The sequence below is a fragment of the Akkermansiaceae bacterium genome (assembly GCA_017798145.1).
Classification (GTDB): domain Bacteria; phylum Verrucomicrobiota; class Verrucomicrobiia; order Verrucomicrobiales; family Akkermansiaceae; genus Luteolibacter.
Genome location: CP059069.1, coordinates 2,078,184 through 2,097,637, shown reverse-complemented (window position 1 = coordinate 2,097,637; position 19,454 = coordinate 2,078,184). Strand labels below are relative to the sequence as shown.

At 62.8% G+C, this 19,454-nt stretch carries 16 protein-coding genes; 5 read left to right on the top strand and 11 right to left on the bottom strand.

What is annotated here, in order from left to right; translation table 11 throughout:
* The first annotated feature begins 20 nt into the window (after window positions 1–20).
* From HZ994_08865 to HZ994_08850, 4 genes are all read left to right on the top strand, one after another.
* Window positions 21–896, top strand: a complete 876-nt coding sequence (locus tag HZ994_08865; GenBank protein QTN32436.1) for an ATP phosphoribosyltransferase — start codon at window positions 21–23, stop codon at window positions 894–896.
* Between the two features lie 34 nt (window positions 897–930).
* Entirely contained in the window at window positions 931–1,035 is a 105-nt protein-coding gene (locus HZ994_08860) for an AURKAIP1/COX24 domain-containing protein (GenBank protein ID QTN32435.1), read from the top strand.
* A 99-nt stretch (window positions 1,036–1,134) separates the two neighbouring features.
* Window positions 1,135–1,932, top strand: a complete 798-nt coding sequence (locus tag HZ994_08855; GenBank protein QTN32434.1) for an RNA pseudouridine synthase — start codon at window positions 1,135–1,137, stop codon at window positions 1,930–1,932.
* A gap of 10 nt (window positions 1,933–1,942) precedes the next feature.
* The gene (locus HZ994_08850) at window positions 1,943–2,698 is read left to right on the top strand and encodes a Nif3-like dinuclear metal center hexameric protein (GenBank protein ID QTN32433.1); all 756 of its coding nucleotides are present in this window, start codon (window positions 1,943–1,945) and stop codon (window positions 2,696–2,698) included.
* On the opposite strand, the gene HZ994_08845 is transcribed toward HZ994_08850, so the two are convergent.
* The 5 genes from HZ994_08845 to HZ994_08825 all read right to left on the bottom strand — a co-directional run bounded on the left by HZ994_08845 (window position 2,699) and on the right by HZ994_08825 (window position 10,404).
* Complete coding sequence (locus HZ994_08845; protein QTN32432.1) at window positions 2,699–4,060, bottom strand: DUF1552 domain-containing protein; 1,362 nt, start codon at window positions 4,058–4,060, stop codon at window positions 2,699–2,701.
* A gap of 69 nt (window positions 4,061–4,129) precedes the next feature.
* On the bottom strand, window positions 4,130–4,807 hold the full coding sequence (locus HZ994_08840; GenBank protein QTN32431.1) for a rhomboid family intramembrane serine protease: 678 nt from the start codon (window positions 4,805–4,807) through the stop codon (window positions 4,130–4,132).
* A gap of 85 nt (window positions 4,808–4,892) precedes the next feature.
* Complete coding sequence (locus HZ994_08835) at window positions 4,893–5,630, bottom strand: hypothetical protein (protein QTN32430.1); 738 nt, start codon at window positions 5,628–5,630, stop codon at window positions 4,893–4,895.
* A gap of 1 nt (window position 5,631) precedes the next feature.
* Window positions 5,632–9,006, bottom strand: coding sequence for a hypothetical protein (locus tag HZ994_08830; GenBank protein QTN32429.1), 3,375 nt, complete (start codon window positions 9,004–9,006; stop codon window positions 5,632–5,634).
* Between the two features lie 291 nt (window positions 9,007–9,297).
* Window positions 9,298–10,404 (bottom strand): hypothetical protein, encoded by a 1,107-nt coding sequence (locus HZ994_08825; GenBank protein ID QTN32428.1) that lies wholly within the window; start codon window positions 10,402–10,404, stop codon window positions 9,298–9,300.
* A 112-nt stretch (window positions 10,405–10,516) separates the two neighbouring features.
* Here HZ994_08825 and HZ994_08820 point away from each other — a divergent pair, with 112 nt between their 5' ends.
* Window positions 10,517–11,758: a hypothetical protein gene (locus HZ994_08820; protein QTN32427.1), complete on the top strand. Its 1,242-nt coding sequence runs from the start codon at window positions 10,517–10,519 to the stop codon at window positions 11,756–11,758.
* A 188-nt stretch (window positions 11,759–11,946) separates the two neighbouring features.
* Here HZ994_08820 and HZ994_08815 read toward each other — a convergent pair whose 3' ends face one another.
* From HZ994_08815 to HZ994_08790, 6 genes are all read right to left on the bottom strand, one after another.
* Window positions 11,947–12,771: a hypothetical protein gene (locus HZ994_08815; GenBank protein QTN32426.1), complete on the bottom strand. Its 825-nt coding sequence runs from the start codon at window positions 12,769–12,771 to the stop codon at window positions 11,947–11,949.
* Between the two features lie 68 nt (window positions 12,772–12,839).
* Window positions 12,840–13,916 carry a Fic family protein gene (locus HZ994_08810; GenBank protein QTN32425.1) on the bottom strand — a complete coding sequence of 359 codons (1,077 nt, stop codon included), beginning with the start codon at window positions 13,914–13,916 and terminating at the stop codon, window positions 12,840–12,842.
* Between the two features lie 271 nt (window positions 13,917–14,187).
* On the bottom strand, window positions 14,188–15,309 hold the full coding sequence (locus HZ994_08805; protein QTN32424.1) for an ATPase: 1,122 nt from the start codon (window positions 15,307–15,309) through the stop codon (window positions 14,188–14,190).
* The gene (locus tag HZ994_08800) at window positions 15,306–16,832 is read right to left on the bottom strand and encodes a sugar ABC transporter ATP-binding protein (protein ID QTN32423.1); all 1,527 of its coding nucleotides are present in this window, start codon (window positions 16,830–16,832) and stop codon (window positions 15,306–15,308) included. Before HZ994_08800 ends, HZ994_08805 begins: the two co-directional genes overlap by 4 nt.
* Window positions 16,822–17,892, bottom strand: a complete 1,071-nt coding sequence (locus HZ994_08795) for a substrate-binding domain-containing protein (GenBank protein ID QTN32422.1) — start codon at window positions 17,890–17,892, stop codon at window positions 16,822–16,824. Before HZ994_08795 ends, HZ994_08800 begins: the two co-directional genes overlap by 11 nt.
* A 91-nt stretch (window positions 17,893–17,983) precedes the next feature.
* On the bottom strand, window positions 17,984–19,390 hold the full coding sequence (locus tag HZ994_08790) for a sulfatase-like hydrolase/transferase (protein QTN32421.1): 1,407 nt from the start codon (window positions 19,388–19,390) through the stop codon (window positions 17,984–17,986).
* Window positions 19,391–19,454: the final 64 nt, after the last annotated feature.

The window sequence follows — 19,454 nt, the reverse complement described above, 5'->3', positions numbered from 1 at the left end:
ACGCGGGTTTCCACCGCCGCATGTCAAAGAGTCTCAAGATCGCCATCCCCAAAGGCAGCCTGGAAGGGCCGACCGTCGAGCTTTTCAGGAAAGCCGGCTACGAGATCTATGTCTCGTCGCGGGGATTGCGCCCCACCTCGAACGACCCGGAGCTGGATATCTACCTGATCCGCGCGCAGGAAATCGGCCGCTATCTGGCGCAGGGATTCATCGACTGCGGCATCACCGGCCTCGACTGGGCCACCGAGGGCGGCCCGGATCTCGTGGATTTCGCGGAGCTCCAATATTCCCGCGCTTCCGTGAACCCGACGCGTTGGGTTCTTGTCGTTCCGGAAAATTCCCCGATTAAAACGCCGCAGGATCTGGAGGGGAAACGCATCGCCACGGAGGGTGTCGGGATCACCCAGCGCTATCTCGACAAGCTCGGGATCAAGGCCGATGTTGAGTTTTCCTGGGGAGCGACCGAGGTCAAGGTGCCCGATCTTGTGGACGCGATCGTCGATGTCACCGAGACCGGATCCTCGCTCAAGGCGAACCGCCTCCGCATCGTCGACACCCTGCTGACCTCATTCCCCCACTTCTATTCCAGCCCCGCCGCCGCCGCCGATTCATGGAAGCGGGAGAAGATGGAGAGGATTTCCATGCTCCTGAAGTCCGCCCTCTTGGCCCGGGACAAGGTGGGGCTGAAGATGAACCTCCCTTCGGACCGGCTTTCCGAGCTGTTGGCGAAACTGCCCTCGCTGCGCCGTCCGACCGTTTCCCACCTCTCCGAAGAGGGCTGGGTGGCGGTTGAAACCGTGATTGACGAGATCCTCGTGAGGGACATGATCCCCGACCTCAAGTCCCTCGGGGCGGAGGGGATCATCGAGTATCCCCTCAACAAGCTCGTCCCGTAACCAATTTCCTTGAACCCCAACCCCGCATAACACCATGGGCTCCATTAAGAAACGCCGCAAAACAAAGATCAACAAGCACAAGCGCAAGAAGCGCATGAAGCAGAACCGCCATAAGAAGCGTCTCCGCTACAAGTCCTAGTCCGCTGGGATTCAGCATTTTTGATCAACGCCGCAAGCCCGTTCACGGACGGGTTTGCGGCGTGCCTTTTTCGAATCGGGACGCTAACATCCCACGAAGATGAGCCTGCAGGTAGTCGCCAATTTCCGGGTGATCGGTGAGACGGAGGATTGGGTGGTCGTGGACAAGCCCGCGCCGCTCATCGTCCATCCGGCGAACAACAAGCCGGAGCCGACCCTGCTCGGCGGCCTGGAAAACCTGTATGCCTATGAGATCGAGAATGGTGCCTGCCTCGGGATCATCACACGCCTCGACCGCGACACGAGCGGGCTGGTGCTCGTCGCCAAGCACACCGCAGCCGCCCGCGAGCTTGGCATGATCTTCGAGCGCCGGGAGGCTCATAAGGAATACCTCGCCATCGTGAAAGGCTGGCCGGAGCAGGATGCATGGACTTGCGATGCCAGGATCCTCCGGGCCGGGGAGATCGCCCCGTCCGGGATCTGGGTGCGCCAGATCGTCCATGAAAGCGGCAAGGAATGTTCCACTAGGTTTCTAGTGGAAGATCGCTTCCTCAGGGACGGGGAGAGGTTCTCGCTGGTGCGGTGTTTCCCGGAAACGGGCAGGATGCACCAGATCCGCGTCCATCTTGCGGCGGGCGGCCACCCCATCGCGGGCGACAAGCTCTACTCCGGCGACGGCTCGGAATACCTGGAATGGATGGAGAAAGGTTGGACGGCGGGGCTTTCCAAAAAGCTGATCCTTCCCCGCCATGCGCTGCACGCGGCGCGGCTCGGCCTCAGCTGGCAGGGCGGGGAAGTCGCGTGGGAGGCGCCGCTCGCGCCGGATCTCGGGGATTTCATCGCGGGAAAGCCGGTCGATTTCGCCGAAGGCGTTGTCAACTGGAGCCGGAAAGGGTAGTCATCAAGCCATGGCGAACCTGGATGAGATCGTGGCGCACCTGGATGCGGAGCTGAGGGTTTCCGAGATCAAGGACTACCCGGGGGCGATGAACGGCCTCCAGCTCGCGAATGACGGGGAGGTTGCGCGGATTTTCTCTGCCGTGGATGCCTCGCTGGCGGTCATCGAGGAGGCGTCCTCGTCCGGAGGAGGCTTGCTCCTCGTCCACCACGGGATTTTCTGGCAGGGGGTGCAGCCGCTCACCGGCCCGTTTTACAGGAAGATCAGGGCGGCGATGGATGGGAACCTGGCGATCTATTCCTCCCACCTGCCGCTCGATGTGCATCCGTTTTTCGGAAACAACGTGCTGCTGGCGCAGGCCATCGGCCTTGAGGGGATAGCTCCGGTCTTCCCGAAGGACGGCTTCCCCATGGGGGTGGCGGGCGATTGGGGGAGAAGCCGCGATGAGCTGGCCGCCGCGGTGGGGCGGGCTGTCGGGCGGGATGTCACTCTCTGCCCGGCGGGTGGGGAGGAGATCCGGAAAGTCGCGGTCATCACGGGGGGCGCCGGCTCGGAGGTCGCCAGGGTGGCCGCGTCCGGGATGGATGCGTTTGTCACCGGCGAGGGCTCCCACTGGACCTACGTGGAGGCAGAGGAGCGCGGGCTCAACGTGATCTACGCCGGCCATTACGCCACGGAGACCTTCGGCGTCCGTTTTCTTTCGGAAAAGATCGCGGCAAGGTTCGGCCTGGAATGCGGGTTCATCTCCCGGCCCGGCGGGCTGTGATCAGACCTTGCGCAGCGAGCCGGTGGAATCCCCGAAGCGTTTCGCGCCGGCGCCGAACTCGTCGAGCATGCGGAGGTAGAGGTTGGCCAGCGGGACGTTCTCGCCGAGATCGACGTGGCGTCCGGGCTGGAATGCGCCCCCGCCGTTGCCTGCGAGGATGATGGGCAGGTCGTCGTGGTTGTGCTTGTTGCCGTCGGAAATGCAGCCGCCATAGACGATCATCGAGTTGTGCAGCAGGGATTTCCCGTCCACGTCCTCGGTGGACTTCATTTTCCCCAGGAAGTAGGAAAGCTGCTCCAGGTAGAACTCGTCGATCTTGGCGATCTTGCGGAGGTTGTCCTCGTTGCCGCGGTGGTGGGAGAGGTTGTGGTGGCCGTCGTTCACGCCGATGTCGCCGAAGGAGCGGTTCGATCCGTCATGTGCCATCAGGAAACTGGAGATGCGGGTGGAATCGGTTTTGAAGGCCAGCACCATCATGTCGAACATCATGCGGAGGTGATCCCTGTAATCGTCGGGTTTGCCCTCCGGGGCGGGTGTGCCGGGATCCGCAGGGATTCCGAGCGCCTCGGCCTTCTCGATCTGTTTCTCGATCTCGCGGACTCCGGTGAGGTATTCGTCGAGCTTGTGCTGATCCGTGCGCCCGAGGTGGCGGTGCAGGGCCCTGGCATCGTGTGCGATGAAATCGAGCACGGATTTCTTGGAGGCAAGCCGCTGGCCAAGGGAGTTGTTGCGTTCCTTCGCGGAGCCGCCGCCGAAGAGCCGCTCGAAGACGGCGCGGGGGTTCGCCTCCGGGGTCATCGGCTGGTTTTCCGAGCGCCAGGAGAGATTGAACTGGTAGGCGCAGGAGTAGCCGGAATCGCAGTTGCCGGATTTCCGGACGCCATCGGTGGAGAGTTCCAGCGAGGCCAGGCGGGTGTGCGAGGCAACCGCGTTCGCCGCCACCTGGTCCGCGGAAATGCCCAGCTTGATGTCGGAGCCGGCGGTCTTGCGCGGGCGGGCGCTGGTCAGGAAAGCCGCGGTGCCGCGCGCATGATCACCGGGGCCGTCGCCGCCGTTGGTCGCGTTCTGCTGCTCGAAGCCGGTGAAGATCTGGAAATCCTGACGGTGTTTTTCCATTTCCCCGAAAGAGGCACCCATCTTGTATCCGGAGCCGGTTCCCTGGGGGCGCCATTTCGCCACGTTCACCCCGTTGGGGATGTAGAGATATGCCATGCGCAGGGGGGCTCCGCTGGCAGTTGTGCCAACCGCCCGCGCCGTCTGCGTGGCCGCCATCAGCGGGCGGAAGGCCTCCAGTGCCGGCAGGGAAACCGCCGCGCCAAAGCCGCGAAGGAAGCCGCGGCGGGATGATAGCTGTGAGCTCATGGGATCCCGATACGTAGCCTTTCCTGCGGAAATTGCAAACGGATCAGGCCTCCGCCGGGATGCCGGGCGCTACCTTGGCATGGCGACGCGGGGCATTCGTACGATGAAGCTGCCGAGGAACAGCCCGCCGATGAAGCCGCCGAGATGGGCGCCGTAGGCCACGCCGACCTCTCCGCCGATGAAGCCCATGAAATCCATGGTCAGCCCGAAAATGCCGACAAGGGCGAGCCGTCCGGGCGCGACCGGCCTCGCAATGGGCCAGATATGGGGATCCGGCAGGCGCCATCGGACGGCCATGCCGAGGTAGAGCCCCTCGAAGCCCATGACCGCCCCGGAAGCGCCGAGGGAGGGGATGGGCGAGTCCGCATTCAGGGCGACGTGGCAGATGCTGCCGCAGAGGGCGGTGAAAACGAAGACCGGGATCACCGCCCGCGCCCCCAGCAGCTCGCTGGCGATGGCGGCGAAGATCCACAGGAACACCATGTTTCCTGCAAGGTGCCCGAAATCGCCGTGCAGCAAGGCCGCGGAGAAAAGGGTGAACATTTGCTCCCAGGCACCCGGGATGGGATTTCCCGAGCGTATGCCGTCCCATGCCGAAACGATCTCCGCAGGGATGGCCCAGTAGCGCCCGGTGAACGAATGGCCGACGAGGGTCTGGACGAGGAAAACCGCGGTTAGGAAGGCGATCAGGCCGAGGGTGACACCCTGTTGCCGGAGGAGGGTGCGGAACTGGATCAGGCGGGGCATGGTGGCGTGGTTTCCGACGTTTCTCCCGGATGGCTGAGATAAAAGTTGCGAAACGGAACCCAGGCAAGGGCGGATTGCGCCGGCCTTATTGTCCCTGCCGCGACAAACCCGGTTGGCTGGAGGGCTGCTCGGCGGGTTTTTCGCGGAAATCGGTGAAGCTCATGATGCGCGGTATGCGGGTTCCGGATTCCGGGAGGATGAGCATGATGATGCGGGCGGAAGGGTTGTGCAGCCATTTCGTAGCGCACAGCGGCCATGAGTCCGTTTCCCCCGGCAATCGGTATTGGATGTCGACCGGGTAGTCCCCGGTCGCCTTGGCGGGTTCCCTCATTATCTGCCGGGCCATCGGCCGGAGCATGAGTTTGCGCGTGCCGATTTCCCCGGCGATGAGGTTCCCGGTCAGGTTGAACCAGAGCAGCTGTCCGTCGCGGAATTTGTCGGGGTTCGCTTTGATGATGCGCATGGAAAAGGGCAGTGCCTCATTTTCGCGGTTGTCGGAGATGAACAGGTAGAAATCCGAAATGCTCTCGGCGAGGAAGGCTTTGGGGGAGCCTGCGGGGATGTCTTCCGGTTTTTCCGGGGCGTTTTCCAAAAGGAACAAGGTGATGTCCCCGGGCGGCAGGGTGTAAACCGGTGAGAGGTTCATGCGGGGCAGCTCGATCTTCTGTGAGCCCTTGCCTGCGAAGAGCTGCAGGCTCTCCGGGGCGCTGCCTGCGGTTCCCAGGAACAGCACCCGGCAGGTGCGCTCTGCGGCGGGCAGAGGCGAGACTGCGGAGACCAGAAACCAGAGGGAGCAGATTGAAATGCGGCGTTCCATGAACATGTTAGACTTCATCGGGTGGGATCCAGCGGAAGGAGACGGTGTCAAGGCGCCGCCCGAAGCTTCGGTTCTGCGGCGAGGCGGGATAGGTGGTCAGATCGGCGGGGTCGGAAGGGTCGGTGTAGTCGCGGGTACGCCGGACGGTCGCCTCGCAGACGGCTTTCGCGAGGACGTTGCCCTGGTTGTCGCGGGCATCGCCGTATGCGCGGATCGTGAAGGTGTCGTCGCGCACCGTCAGGATGGGTGCAAGGGGGCGGAGGATGTCCGCCTGCCGCGTCCAGCCGGGGAGGCCGTATGTGCCTTCGCCCACGGCTGCTTTCTTGAAGGCGTATTCCTCGCCGTCGCCGGGGGGGTCTTCCGTTGCGGGGCGGGAAATGACAGCGGTGATGCCCTTGTAGGGATTGGTTGCCGCTTTTTTCGCGATCTCGTCGAGGGCTGCCTGGAGTGTGCCCGCAAGCGCCAGGTTTCCGGAGGAGAGCTGGCGGTTGACAAATTCGGAGAGGGACAGGAAGGGGCCGCGCAGGCGAACCTGCCTGACGACATCCCCGGCGAGGGCGGCTATCATCGCATCGTCGAGGATGCGGTATCCGGTGAACTCGTTGGCACCCGGGAATGCCCCCGATGATCCTTTGGAGCCCGTGTCTGAGTCCCCTGCCACGCTGAAACGGGAAACCGCATGGTCGGTCTCGCCGGAGAGGGAGATGCCGAAGCTTGCGCCGGTTTCCTTCATGTAGGGAACCTTGCGGTTGCGGGCGTGGCCGAGGATGGCGCGCCATGCGGTGGTTGAAGTGGAATTGACGTTGAACATGCCCTCAACCTCGATGCGGGAAGCGACGGTTTTCCAGGAGTCCGCCGTATCGATGTGTTCCGCGAAAAGCCTGTTGGCATCGCCGCCCCTATCCCCGGGGATGGGGCGGTATGCGGAATTCGGCAGATCCCGGTTTCCAGCGATGAGATCGGCGAAAACGGTTTTCATGTCCCTCCCGCTGGTGCCGAAGTTCGACGGATCCGGGGCGATGGAGGAGAGGAACCAGTCGTCGAAGAGGAGGTGGTTGGCGCAGTAGGAATCGTCGTGCTGGAGGTTCTGGTCATCCGAGTGGGCGGCGATGACGGCATCGGCGGCGATGAGGGGAGTGGCATCGCTGTTGCCGATGATGTTGAAGGCGAAGGGGGCGACGGGGTTTTCGTAACGCAGATCCCAGTTCTGGAGTTCGCCGAGGGACTGCAGCGGCCGGGAGGGTAGCTCTGCGATCACACAGCGGGAGAGCCCGTCGGCCTTGTTGAAGCCGGTGACGATATAGCCGCGCTGGGTGGTGGCGTCCTCGCCGGGTGCGTTGCTGTCGTTTGCGGTGATCGCCTTGAAGCTGTAGTCGAAGGGGGAGTTCACGGGATGATCCGAGCCGCGGTATTTCCTGAGTATGGTGCTTTCGACCAGGTCTTTCCCGCCCATGGCCGTGTAGTTCACCAGAGGGCTGGACTGCACGAAGCCCCTTTGCGGGATGTGGGTTCGGCTCGCCATCCGCGCCCCGAAGACCGTGGTCATGAAGGGCGAGGGGTTGGTGGCGAGGTTGGCCATCGGAGGGGAGGTGGACATGTCGTTGAGTTCGGGATAAACCGCCCTAGCCACCTCCGGCGCATAGGTCATCCGGTATGCGAGGTGGCGGCGGCCGCCGATGATCATGTCAAGGTAGATGCCGACGCCGATGGACCTGTCATTGTAGATCGTGTCGAAAACGGCTTCGGCCTTGATGGTGTCGGTGGGGGCGGCATGGATCGGTGCCCCGTCGTCGTTCTTGAGCGGGAAATAATGGCCTCCCCTGCTGCGGTATCCGGGATTCAGGGCCAGCTGGGTGCCTGCCGTGGCGGGGGTTTCGGAGGCCGGGCTGAAAATCCGCGTTTCCCCCGGCTTGAGGGTGAAGGCGGCTGGGATGCCATAGCGGAGTGTGCCGGGCCCGAGAGAGGGGGAGTTGTTGAGGTTTCCACCCATCACGCTCATGAATTTCGTGTTTTTCACCGCGCCGACCTTGTATTTCAGGGCGGAGGGAATGGGCTTGGGAATGACGAACGTGAGCGTCGGCGAAGTGATCTCCAGGTTGTATGGGTTCCACATCGTGATGACGGGGGTGAGCAGCAGCCGCGCCTCCTGTTTCCCCATGTTGGGTCCGTTGGCGATGGGCGATCCGGCGCTGTGGGAATACACCCACTGGATCCGGGCGATGACAGGGATGATCCTGACTTGGTGGAGGAAGGGGAAGATGTTGGTATCAATGGGGGATGAGAAAGTCGGGATGGATCTCGCGGCGGAATCCACCTGTTTGTAAAGCAGGGCATAGTCGAGCAGGTTGTTCCAGCTCGCCACGGCGGCATGCTGGTAGATGGGGATGCTGCTCGTGGAGCCTCGGTAGGAAGACCATGGATAGAACACCGATTTGCTTCCCCTCACGTCGCCCTGGGTCGCCAGGGTGGTGAAGCTGTCTTTCTCCGGTGTCAACCGGAACAGCGGCAGATCCTTGGTTCCGATCTTCGCCTGGTTCTCGGTGAAAAGGGACAGATCTTTTTTCCATCCGCCTGTCGCCGCGTTTGTCAGCAGGCCGGCGGAGGTCGCGGAGATGTCGTGGAAAAACTCCGAGGAAATCCGCGGCGAGCCGGGATGGACGAGATCCATCAGGCCGTGTGTGAACGCCTTCCTCGCAGGTGCCGGATCCTTGAGCAGGGCATCCAGGCCGAAGGGCTTGGGGTCGGCCGTGGAGTGCGACTTCATGGCCGCCGCCCATTGTCCGGGGCTGCGCCCCGGCGGATCGGCCGGTACGGGCAGGCGGGCTTTCATGTTCTCGCCAGCCACCCACCATGCGTAGGCCCCGTTGCCGGCGGCCTTGCTCAGCTTGATGGCGGGGAGGTGGATCTGCTGATGGGGATTGGTTGCTGAGCCTGCGCCCACCAGGGTGGCCTTGCCGGTGCCGGGCCTTGTGTCGGGCATCCCGGCTTGGCTTCCGGATGTCATCCAGGCGATGAAGCGGCTGTTTTTCACGCTTGCGTAGCTGTCCGGTGCACGGGGTCTTCCCGATTCCTCATGATCCGTACCCTCCCAGCTTTTCCAGACGCCGAGCACCGGAGGGTTTTTCTCATCCAGGATATCCGCCCTGGCCGTGACCCTGGTATCGGCGCCTGCATGTTTCTGGAGATCGCCTATGGCGAGCACGAGGGCCATGCGGGCGTTCGCCTCGGCGATCGAGAGAGCCGAGCCTGAGGCGGACGACCTCATGCTGATCGAACTGAGGCTGAGCAGCCCGAGCGCCAGCACTGCCAACAGCACCATCAGGGTGAGGGTGGCGATGAGGGCAAAACCGCCTGGGCGGCTGGCAACGGGCTGGTTTTTCATAGAGGCCTTGGGTGACTTCTTGAACCGGTTCCCTGTTCAGGCGGGTTTGCCATCTGGGGCGGGTTGTGCCGGTTCATCACCGTGATATTCCGAAACTGAGATGATGGACGGAAGGTTCAGTCTAGTGATCTCAGGACTTAGGGCAATCCAATACATCACTATCCCTGTGCCAGGGTTTCAGCCTTTTCCAAGGGCGATGGCCCCAGGGGATCATTTCCTCATGGAGCGATGGCGGGTGGAATGATCCGGAGCCCGCGCCGCAGTCCCTTTCGCACCCCGCGCCGGCTGCCGCTACCGCCCGGTGAAACGGATATCGAGGCGATAGCCTTCCTCCGGGCTGCCGCCTAGCACATCGAGCGTGAAAGGCGCATCCTTGTGCTCGAACCGGTCGCCTGTCAGGAAAGGGGCCTTGTTCATGTCCTCCTTCGGATACACCACGACCGGATTGTGGCCGGAAACGAGGGTGGCATCGACGGTGTAAACAAGCACCCCTCCGGCGGGGATGGATTTCCCGTCCCCATAGCGGCGTGCCTGGGCGACCTCGATGACGAAGACCTTGCTCGGCTTCGCGGGATCATCAACGGGGATCGCAACCATGGAGATACCGGACTTGGCATCAAGGGCTGTGAGGGTGAGTTTCGTGTCGCTGCCGCTGAGATAGGTTTTCCTGTCCGCATCGAGCCATTCGAGCTTGTGGCGGTGCCAGCCGAGGAAGCCGCTGGCGTTGCCCGCGCTGGACATCAGATCCCAGGGGCCGGCCGGGTTTTTCGGCCCATCCACACCGCCGTAGGTGTAGAGATCGGGAAGGCCCATGAGATGCGCGACCTCGTGGGCGAGGACGTACGGGCTAGGGCTGGACAGGTTCATGGCGACCTTGATTTTGGATCCGCGGTAGGGGATGGCGATGTCCTCGCGTTCGCCGAAGGCGGTGTTGCCGATGCGGGGCATGTTGGCGTTGATATAGTCGTATTCGCGGAAATCGATCTCCGGGTATAGGGCGAAGACCTGCACGAAAAGCTCGCGGTGGGAATCGGTGGTCTTGCTGCTGTAGTCGCCCGCCTTGCCGGGCAGGCGGCGCCAGCCGTGGACGTGCGAGATGTCGAAGCTGAGCTTGCCATACGATTGCGCCGCAAAAAGTTTCTCGAAGGTGTCCCCGCCGAGCACCTTTTCGCCTCGCTCGCGGGTATCCTCTTCCATCACCGCGTCCTCGAAATCGAGATACATCATGATGACCTTCTTCCGCCCCACAGCGTTTTCGTAGATCAGCGGGTCGGTCTCGCCCTCGCTCTTGTAAACGTCACCCTTGGAGTCCAACTGCGGGATGGCCACGGTGGTTTGGCCTGCGGTTGCGAGGCCGGGCACGGCGAGAAGCCCGAGCAAAAAAGCGATGCGTTTCATCGCCGGAGTGAACGCGGGGAGGGTGCCGGTTGTTTCAACGGCTTCCGGCGCATCCCCAACGTCGAGCTTGCTCTGGAATCTTTGCCCTGCGATAAGACAGCCAGCAATTACCATGAAAACCCCCATCGCCTTCCTCGCATCCGCATCGCTCGCCGTCCTTTGCGCGGAGGCCAAGCCGCTCAAAGTGTTCATCCTCGCCGGCCAATCGAACATGGAGGGCCCGGCGAACGTCTCGACCTTCGGTTACATCGGCGAGGATCCGGCCACCGCCCCCTTGCTCAAAGCGATGCGCGGGGCCGATGGGAAACCCACGGTCTGCGAAGGCGCGTGGATTTCCTACCTCACCGGAGCGAACGACAACAACTTCGAGTTGCACGGCCCGCTGTCCGCCGGTTACGGATCGATGTGGGGCCAGGATCCCAGCAAACCCGGCGACAAGATAGGGCCGGAGTTCACCTTCGGCCTCGCGATGGACGCGGCCTTCGGCGAGCCGGTGCTCATCATCAAGGCCGCATGGGGCGGCAAGAGCCTGCACACCGATTTCCGTTCCCCTTCCGCCGGCCCTTACGAGATGAGCACCTTCCAGCTGGAAAACTACCCTAAGCAGGAAGGCCACGGCATCCCGCCCGACCTCGAAAAATGGAAGGCCGAGAAGGCCAAGGCGACCGGCCACTACTACCGGCTGATGATGGATCACGTGAAAAAAACGTTGGCCGATCCGAAACAGGTCGTCCCCGGTTACGACCCGTCCCAAGGCTACGAACTCGCGGGCTTCTCCTGGTTCCAGGGCTTCAACGACATGGTGGACAGCCATGTTTACCCGAAGCACGGGCAGCCGGACCGCTACGACCTCTACACGGAACTGCTCGCCCATTTCATCCGCGACGTGCGCAAGGATCTGGACGCGCCGGAAATGCCTTTCGTGATCGGTGTGATGGGTGTCGGCGGGACCAAGGACACATCGCCGGAGATGACGGCTTTCCGCAAAGCGATGGCGGCTCCCGCAGCCATGCCGGAGTTCAAGGGAAACGTCATCGCCGTCGAGACCGCCCCCTCCTGGTCCGATGAACTCGGCGCCATCGACGCGAAGCGCGGGCAGGTGAACCAGATGCGCTGGTTCCTCGACTCCAAGCACAAGGATCATCCGAACGCCGACGGCAACATGACCCAGGAACAGAAGAACGAGTATCTGAAAAAATTCGAAGCCGAACTCATCAGCCCCGCCGAGCTCGCTCTCTGGAACCGCGGCGCCTCGAACGCCGGCTATCACTACCTCGGCTGCGCCAAGACCTTCGCCCTCATCGGCAAACACTTTGCCGAGGCGAACCTGCGGATGCTGAAGGCGGGGAACTGAGTCCTAACTCCGCTACCCATGTGCCGCGTTCACGCCGGAAATCGGTCCTTGGCTGGGGTCGGGTTCTTCATCGTAACATATTTCTCATATCGGACACGGAAGGAGGGCGTAGTGAGCCTAAGCTCAATTTGGAGTGCGGCGACATGTCGCCGCTTTCAAAAGCGCGGACAAGTCCACGCACTCCAAGTCTAGGGTTTGAGCGGCGCGGCTTGCATCATTTCATCGAGGACGGGGGCGATGCTTTTCGCCCACGTGCGGTAGCCTTCCTCGGTGAGGTGGGTGCCGTCGGTGAAGAGTTTCTCGTTCTGGGAGCCGTCGGGCAGGAGGAAGTGCTTGCCGATATCCAGGAACACGACCTCGCCTTTGGGATAGGCGTGGGAAGCGAGGATCTCGTTGACCTTCTCACATTTGGCGCGCTTCGCCGTATGCTTCACCGGCAGGATGCCGAGGACGATCACCTTTGTGGAAGGGAGCTTCTCGCGGAAAGCCTGGGCGATGGCGCGAATGCCTGCGGCGACATCCTCCGGCGGGCAATCGGGGCCGAGCTCCCAGCGGACTTTCCCGCCGTCGCTTTGGTTGACCGTGAAGTTGTTCGTGCCGCAGAGCAGCACGGCGACCTTGGGCTCTTTGCCGGCGGGGAAGGCGAGGTTGCCGTGGCTGACGCGGTGAAGCATCACCGGGGTGATGTCGCCGGAGTTGCCCATGTTGATGGGTTTGTATTTCCCGTAGGTTTCCTCCCAGACCTTTTTGCCAGTCGCCGGCCCGAGCGACCAACTCCACGTGATGCTGTCTCCGAAGAAGACGAGCTCCGTGCCGTCCGCTGCGGCGACCTCCTTGTTCACGCGCTCGAACTGGCCGTGCCAATAGTCGTCGGTGATCTCCGCGGGCGGGGTCGTGCTCGGGCAGGCCGGGATTTTATCCCAGAAGTCCGGCTTGGCGGGTTCCTGCGCAAGGCAGGCCGTGTGGGCGAGGAGGAAGAAGGTGAGGAGGCTTGCAGTGATGAGCGACTTCATGGCTGCGAGCTTCAACGGGGAGCGACCCGCTGGGAAGGGGAAAGGAAATATGACCGCACCTATGGATGTCACTTGCTGGCAGGGCGGTAGTGCGCGCCGCGTCCTTTTCCGTGGAGTTGGGCATGGCCGTTTTCGATCAGTTCGGCGAATTTGTCTTTCAGGGTGTTCCGGTTTGCACCGAGGGCTTCGGCGGCGGCGCCGACCGACAGGGTTTCGTGGGCTTCAAGCAGCCTGAGGAGGCGACCTGCAAGCGGCGAAAGGCCAGCGGCTGTTGCCGGATGACCGCTCGCCGCAGGGGATTCCGCGAGTCGGACGCGCAGGCGTTCGACCTGAGATCTCAGGGATCGTAGGAAGAACAGCACCCAAGGCTCCCAATCGGTTTCCTGTCCGAAGGATGTCTGTGTGCGGCGCAGGGCGAGGTAGTAGCCTTCCTTGTTGTGCTCGATCACGCTCTCCAGCGAGGTGTAGGATGCATATGCGTAGCCCGCCCGGAGGAGCATGAGATTGGCCAGGACACGCGAGAGCCGGCCGTTGCCATCCTGAAACGGGTGAATCGCCAGGAATACAACGTTGAAGACGGCGATCCGGAGGAGGGGATGGAGGACGGGATCCGCCTCTTCCCTGGCGTGCCAAGCCAGGAGCTTTTCCATCAGTAGCGGCGTCTCGAACGGTGTGGCGGTCTCGAAGACAATGCCGATCTGTTTGCCCCCGGCATCGAATGCCGCCACGTGGTTCTCGGAGGTCTTCCAATTGCCCCTGTGGCGCTCATCCTTGTCGCTGTAGCGGAGCAGATCGCGGTGTAGCTGGAGCAGGATGCTTTCGGAAACGCGCAGATCCGGCCATGCGGTCTGGATGGACTCCATGGCGTACGCGTAGCCAGCAACCTCCTGCTCGTCGCGGGTTTGGAAGGATTCCCGGCCGAGGCTTCCCAGCAGCTTCCCGACCTCGCCGTCGCTTAGTTTCGCCCCTTCGATCCGGGTCGATGATCCGGCGCTCTCGATGGTGGCGATTCGCCGCAAGGAATGCAGGATCACCGGGTCGAGGCCGCCGAGAGCCCGCCACTCGCCCTTGAATTCGTCGATTGCGGCGATCAGGGTGAGAACCTCATTGGTCGGTTGGAAATCAGGTGGAATGGGAATCCGCATAAGCAAGCTTACCTCCATTTCCATCCAATTTCAACCAATTACCTCCATTTTCACCCATTTTTTGGATCGCAAAAGGACGCGACAATATCCGTCGATCCATGGCAATTACCGCCATCCGCGCATGACGCTTGTCCTTGGCGCGGGGTTGGTGGAGCGACGATGAGCTGTTCCTTGGTGAGCGGATCGAGGGCGTCTGATAGATGTCGCCGGTGAGTTACCGGAGGCGGAGCCTTCGTTGCAAAGACCGGCCACCGGGAGGGAATCGGCCTTCCTATCCGCCCCGGCGGGAGAGGCGGACGTCCATCCAGACAGCGAGGGCGAGGACGGAACCCCGGGCGATGAATTTCATTTCGGGGGAAACCGCCATCAGGGTCATGCCGTTCATCAGCGTGGCGATGAGGAACGCGCCGGCGAGGACTCCGGGGACGGTGCCGCGTCCGCCCGCGAGGGAGGTGCCGCCGATCACGCAGGCGGCGATGGCGTCGAGCTCCATCAGTTCCCCGGTGGTGGTGGTGGACGCGCCGCTGTAGGCCGTCTGCATGAAGCCGGTGATCGTGGCCGTGATGCCGGCGATCATGAACGCACCGACGGTGACCGCCTTCACCGGCACGCCGCTGACGACAGCCGCCTCCTCGTTGCCGCCGATCGCGTAAAGGTATCTCCCGAAGCGGGTGTGGTTCGTGATGACCCAGATGACGAGAGCGACGGCGGCGAGCACCACCAGGCTCAGGGGAACGCCGCGGAATTGGTGAAGCACGATGAGCGCGAGGATGAGCACCTGCGCGGTGATGAAGAGCTTGGAAAAGGCCAGCTCGCCCGGCTCCACGTCGAAGCCGTATTCGCGCCGTTTCGCGCGGCTGCGGATCCGGGCGATGCAGAGGACGGCCACCGTCAGGGCAACGAGGGCTATGCTCGCCCACAGCGGGAGATACCAGGTGGTGAGCATGCTCAGCATGTTTTCCGCATCACCGGCCTTCACCGGCACCGTCTGGTTCCCGATCACTTTCCAGAAAAGCCCTTTGAGTATCAGCAGCCCGCCGAGCGTGATGATGAAGGCGGGGATGCGCTCCTTCGCGACGATGAGCCCCATCGCGGAATAGATCGCCACGCCCGCGAGGAGCGAAACCCCCATCGCCGCAGGAGCCGACCACTGGTGGTTGAAAACCAGAGTGGCCGCGATCCCGCCGGTGAGGCCGATGGCCGAACCGACCGAGAGATCGATGTGGGCGAGGAGGATGACCAGCAGCATGCCCAGCGCGGCGACGGCGGTGGTGGACAGCTCGATGGAAAGCATGGTCATGTTCCGCGCACTGAGGAAGTCCGGCACTTGCCATGCGAAAAACGACCACAGCAGGGCGAGTGCGATGAGGAGTGAGAAGTCGCGCGTTTTCATGAGTGTGTGGTGACTGCGTCCTTGTGAAAACGGATGGCGGCGGCGAGCAGGCGCTCCTGGGTTGCCTCCTCGCGGCGGAAAACCCCTCCCACCCGGCCTTCGGCGAGCATCACGATCCGGTCGCTCATTCCGATCAGCTCGGGCAGTTCGCTGGAAACGAGGACCACCGCCTTCCCTTCTTCCGTGAGGCGGTTGATGAATCCGTAGACTTCAATCTTCGCGCCGACGTCGATCCCGCGCGTGGGTTCGTCGAGGAAGACGATGCGCGGATCGGTTAGAAGCGCCTTTCCGATGACGACCTTCTGCTGGTTCCCCCCGGACAGCGTGCCGACCACGGTTTCCAGCGAGGGAGCTTTGACGCGCAGGCTGCGGAAAATCTCGCCGTTGCGTTTCACCTCGCGGTTGGGGTCGATGAAAGCCGAGTCCAGTGAGGAGAGCGAGAGGTTGAAGCCGACGCTCTGGTCGAGGTGGAGCCCGAAGCGCTTGCGGTCTTCCGTGACCATGGCGAGGCCTTTGGATATCGCCTGCCGCGGGGTCGCGCCGTCCATCGGTTTCCCGTCCAGTTCGACGGTTCCGGAAACCCGCCGTCCCCACGCGCCGAAGAGGTGCATCAGCGTTTCGGAGCGGCCCGATCCCATGAGGCCGCCGATGCCGAGGACTTCACCCGCGCGGACATCGAAGGAAATGTCGTGGAGAAACTCCCGGCCTTCGCTGTTCCGGACGGTGAGGTTTTTCACGGAGAGCAGCACCCCGCCGGGAGCGCTTTCCCGTTTTGGGAAAAGGTCTTCGATCCTCCTTCCGACCATGTGGCGGATCACCTCGCCGGGGCTTGAGGCGGCGGCATCCAGGGTGGTGATGGATTTCCCGTCGCGCAGGACGGTGATGCGGTCCGCGATGGCGAACACCTCATCGAGCTTGTGGGAGATGTAGATCGCGGTCAGGCCGTCGGCGCGGAGCTTGCGGAGGATTTCCAGCAACACATCCACCTCCGCCTCGGTGAGGGCGGCGGTGGGTTCGTCGAGGATGAGGATGCGCCCGTTTTTCGAGAGGGCTTTGACGATTTCCACCAGCTGTTTCATGCCGGTGCCCAGGTCGCCGGTGCGGGCGGAGGGGTCGATATCCAGTTTGAACCGCTCCAGCAGGGCCGCGGCATCGCGGTAGATTCTGTCCCAGTCCACGAGGCCCAGGCGGATGGGTTCGTTGCCGAGGAAAATGTTTTCCGCCACGGTGAGATCGTCCACGAGGGCGAGCTCCTGATAGATGACCGCAAGGCCAGCCTTGCCCGCATCCGCGATGTTCCTGAAATGGGCCGCTTGGCCGTCCACCCGGATCTCGCCCTCGTAGCTGCCGGCGGGATGGATGCCGGAAAGGGTCTTGATCAGGGTGGATTTGCCCGCGCCGTTCTCGCCGCAGAGGGCATGGATCTCGCCGGGGCGCAGATCGAAGGAAACGCCGTCCAGCGCGACCACGCCGGGAAAACGCTTGGTCAGCGCGCGGGTTTCGAGGATGGGTTCAGCGGCCATCTGCGGGGGCGTTTCGGTAAATCTCCGCCTCCGTGTGGAAGCCGTCCTTCACCACGGTTTCGCGGATGTTTCCCTTCGTGACCGTCGAAACATCGACAAGGATGGAGGGCACCGTTTTCGCGCCGTTGTCCACGCCGCCGGGAGCAATGACCGGTTTCCTTTCCGCCAGCTCCACGGCGACCTCCGCCGCTTTTTCGGCGAGGAGGCTGATCGGTTTGTAGATCGTCATGGCCTGGGTTCCGGCGACGATTCGCTGGAGCGCGGGCAGATCGGCATCCTGCCCGGTCACGGCGATTTTCCCCGCCAGCCCCTCTTCGGAAAGCGCCTGGATGGCGCCACCCGCTGTGCCGTCGTTGGAGGCGAGGATCGCATCGAAGTCCGGGCCGTTGCGGGTGATCGCGGCATTGGTGATCTGTTTCGCCACCTCGGGCCGCCAGTCCGTGGCCCAGTCCTCGTGGATCACCTCGATGGCACCGGATTTGATGAGCGGATCGAGGATCTTGTCCTGTCCCTGTTTGAAAAGCTTGGCGTTGTTGTCCGCCGGCGAACCGTAGATCCGGACGATGCGGATTTTCCCTTTCTCCCTGAGGACGGTATCGACGAGGTATTGCGCCTGGGCTTCGCCGACCTTCACGTTGTCGAAGGAAACATAGAGCCCGAGATTTTCCGTGCCGGTGATCATCCGGTCGTAGGCGATCACCGGGATCCCGTTTTCCGCGGCGGCATCGACCGCCTTGCCCATCGCCTTCCCGTCGTGCGGGACGATCACCAGCACGTCAACCCCCCGGCTGATCAGCCCCTGCACGTCCTGCATCTGTTTCGTGTCGTTGCTGTTGGCGGATTGCACCAGCACTTCGGCACCCATGGCCTCCGCCCTAGCGACGAAGACATCCCTGTCCTTCTGCCACCGCGCCTCCTTGAGGGTGTCCATGCTGAAGCCGATGCGGATGCGGTCCTTCTTAACTTTTACGCCGGGTTTCCCCCCGCTGCGGGAGAGTGCGAGGCCGATCGCGACGCTCAATGCGAGGGAGGCCACCATGAGGAGGATGCGGGCTTTCATGGAAGTGGGTTTTCGTTCTTACGGGGAAGTTCGGATTTTCCGGCAGCCTCGGCAATGATTTATCCCCGGGAAACGCCGGGACAGGCGGCTCCTAAAGCTCCGGGTAGATCGCTTTCAGATCCATGGGATCGCCGAAACGCTTCTGCTCGGCCAGGAGGACGGGAAACAGTTCCGAGGCGATTTTCCTGCCTTCCGGCGTGGCGAAGAGATCGTCCTTTTCGACGGGGTCTTTCACGAGGTCGAACACGCGTGCGACCTTGGCCTTGGGGTAGAGGATGAGCTTCTTGCCGTCCTTCTCGATCATGCGCTGGGAATCCATGTAGGCTCCGTAGGCGCAGGTGCGGGGTGTGCCCTTTCCTTCCCAAATCGGGCGCAGATCCTCGAACTCGACGCTTTCCGGAATCTCCGCGCCGGCGAGGGCGAGCGAGGTGGGCATCACATCCTGGAGGTAGATCGGGCTGTCGATTTTCTTGCCCTCCGGCACGCCGGGGCCGGCGACGATGAAGGGCACGCGCAATGCCTCGCCGTACATGTTCTGTTTCCCCATCAGGCCGTGCTCGCCGCAGGAAAGCCCGTGGTCGGCGGTGAAGAAGATGTAGGTGTTCGCACCTGCCGGGTCTTTCTCAAGCCGGTCGAGGATGCGGCCGATCTGTGCATCGAGATGGGTGACGAGCGCGTAGTATTCGCGGCGGTGGGTCTTTACGGCGAACTCCGTGCGCGGTGAGGGCGCGAGCTTTTCATCGCGCAGGCTCTGGGGTGCGCCCATTGGATCGCGGTAGGGATAGACCGGCAGGAAATTCGCGGGGACTTTCATGCGATCGAGCGGATAGAGGTCGAGGAACTCCTGCGGCGACTGACGCGGGTCGTGCGGCGCGTTGAAGGCGAGATACATGAACCACGGCCGCGTGTCCTTTGAGCCGAGGAAGGTCTCGAAGTCGTCGACGATCACCTCGCTCCAGTGTTTCCCGCCTTTCCAGAATCCGCCCAGTGAAGTGTCGGTGGGGCTCCAGGGATCGGGCTGGCCCTCGACCGGGCGTTCGTAGGCGGACTTGCCGTCGGACGGCATGCCGGGGCGTTCGTTGAGAACCTCGTCGAAGATCGCCTTGGTCGGCATGCCGACGTGCCACTTGCCGGACATGCAGGTGCGGTAACCGGCGGCGGACATCTGCTGGGACCAAGTGCGCTTGGTTGCCACGAAATCCTGCTTCAGCCGTTTTTCCGCCTCCTTCGCCCTCCACATCTGGAGTCCGGTGTTGAGCATCGTGCGGCTGGCGACGCAGATCGCGCCGTGCCAGCCTCCGGAGTTGTAGGCATGGGAGAAGCTCGTGCCGCGTGCGGCGAGGCGGTCGAGGTTCGGTGTGTCGATGTCCTCGTCGGAAAGGGCGTTCACCGCCTTCCAGGTCATGTCGTCGGCGAAAAGAAAAAGGACGTTCGGCTTTTCCGCCGCGATGGCGAAGCCGGACAGGCATAACAGGATCGTCAGGAATTTCATGGGCATGGGCAAAACCTACGAGCCTGACGATGGGAATCGATCATATTTCCGGAACCTACGCAGGTGCAAC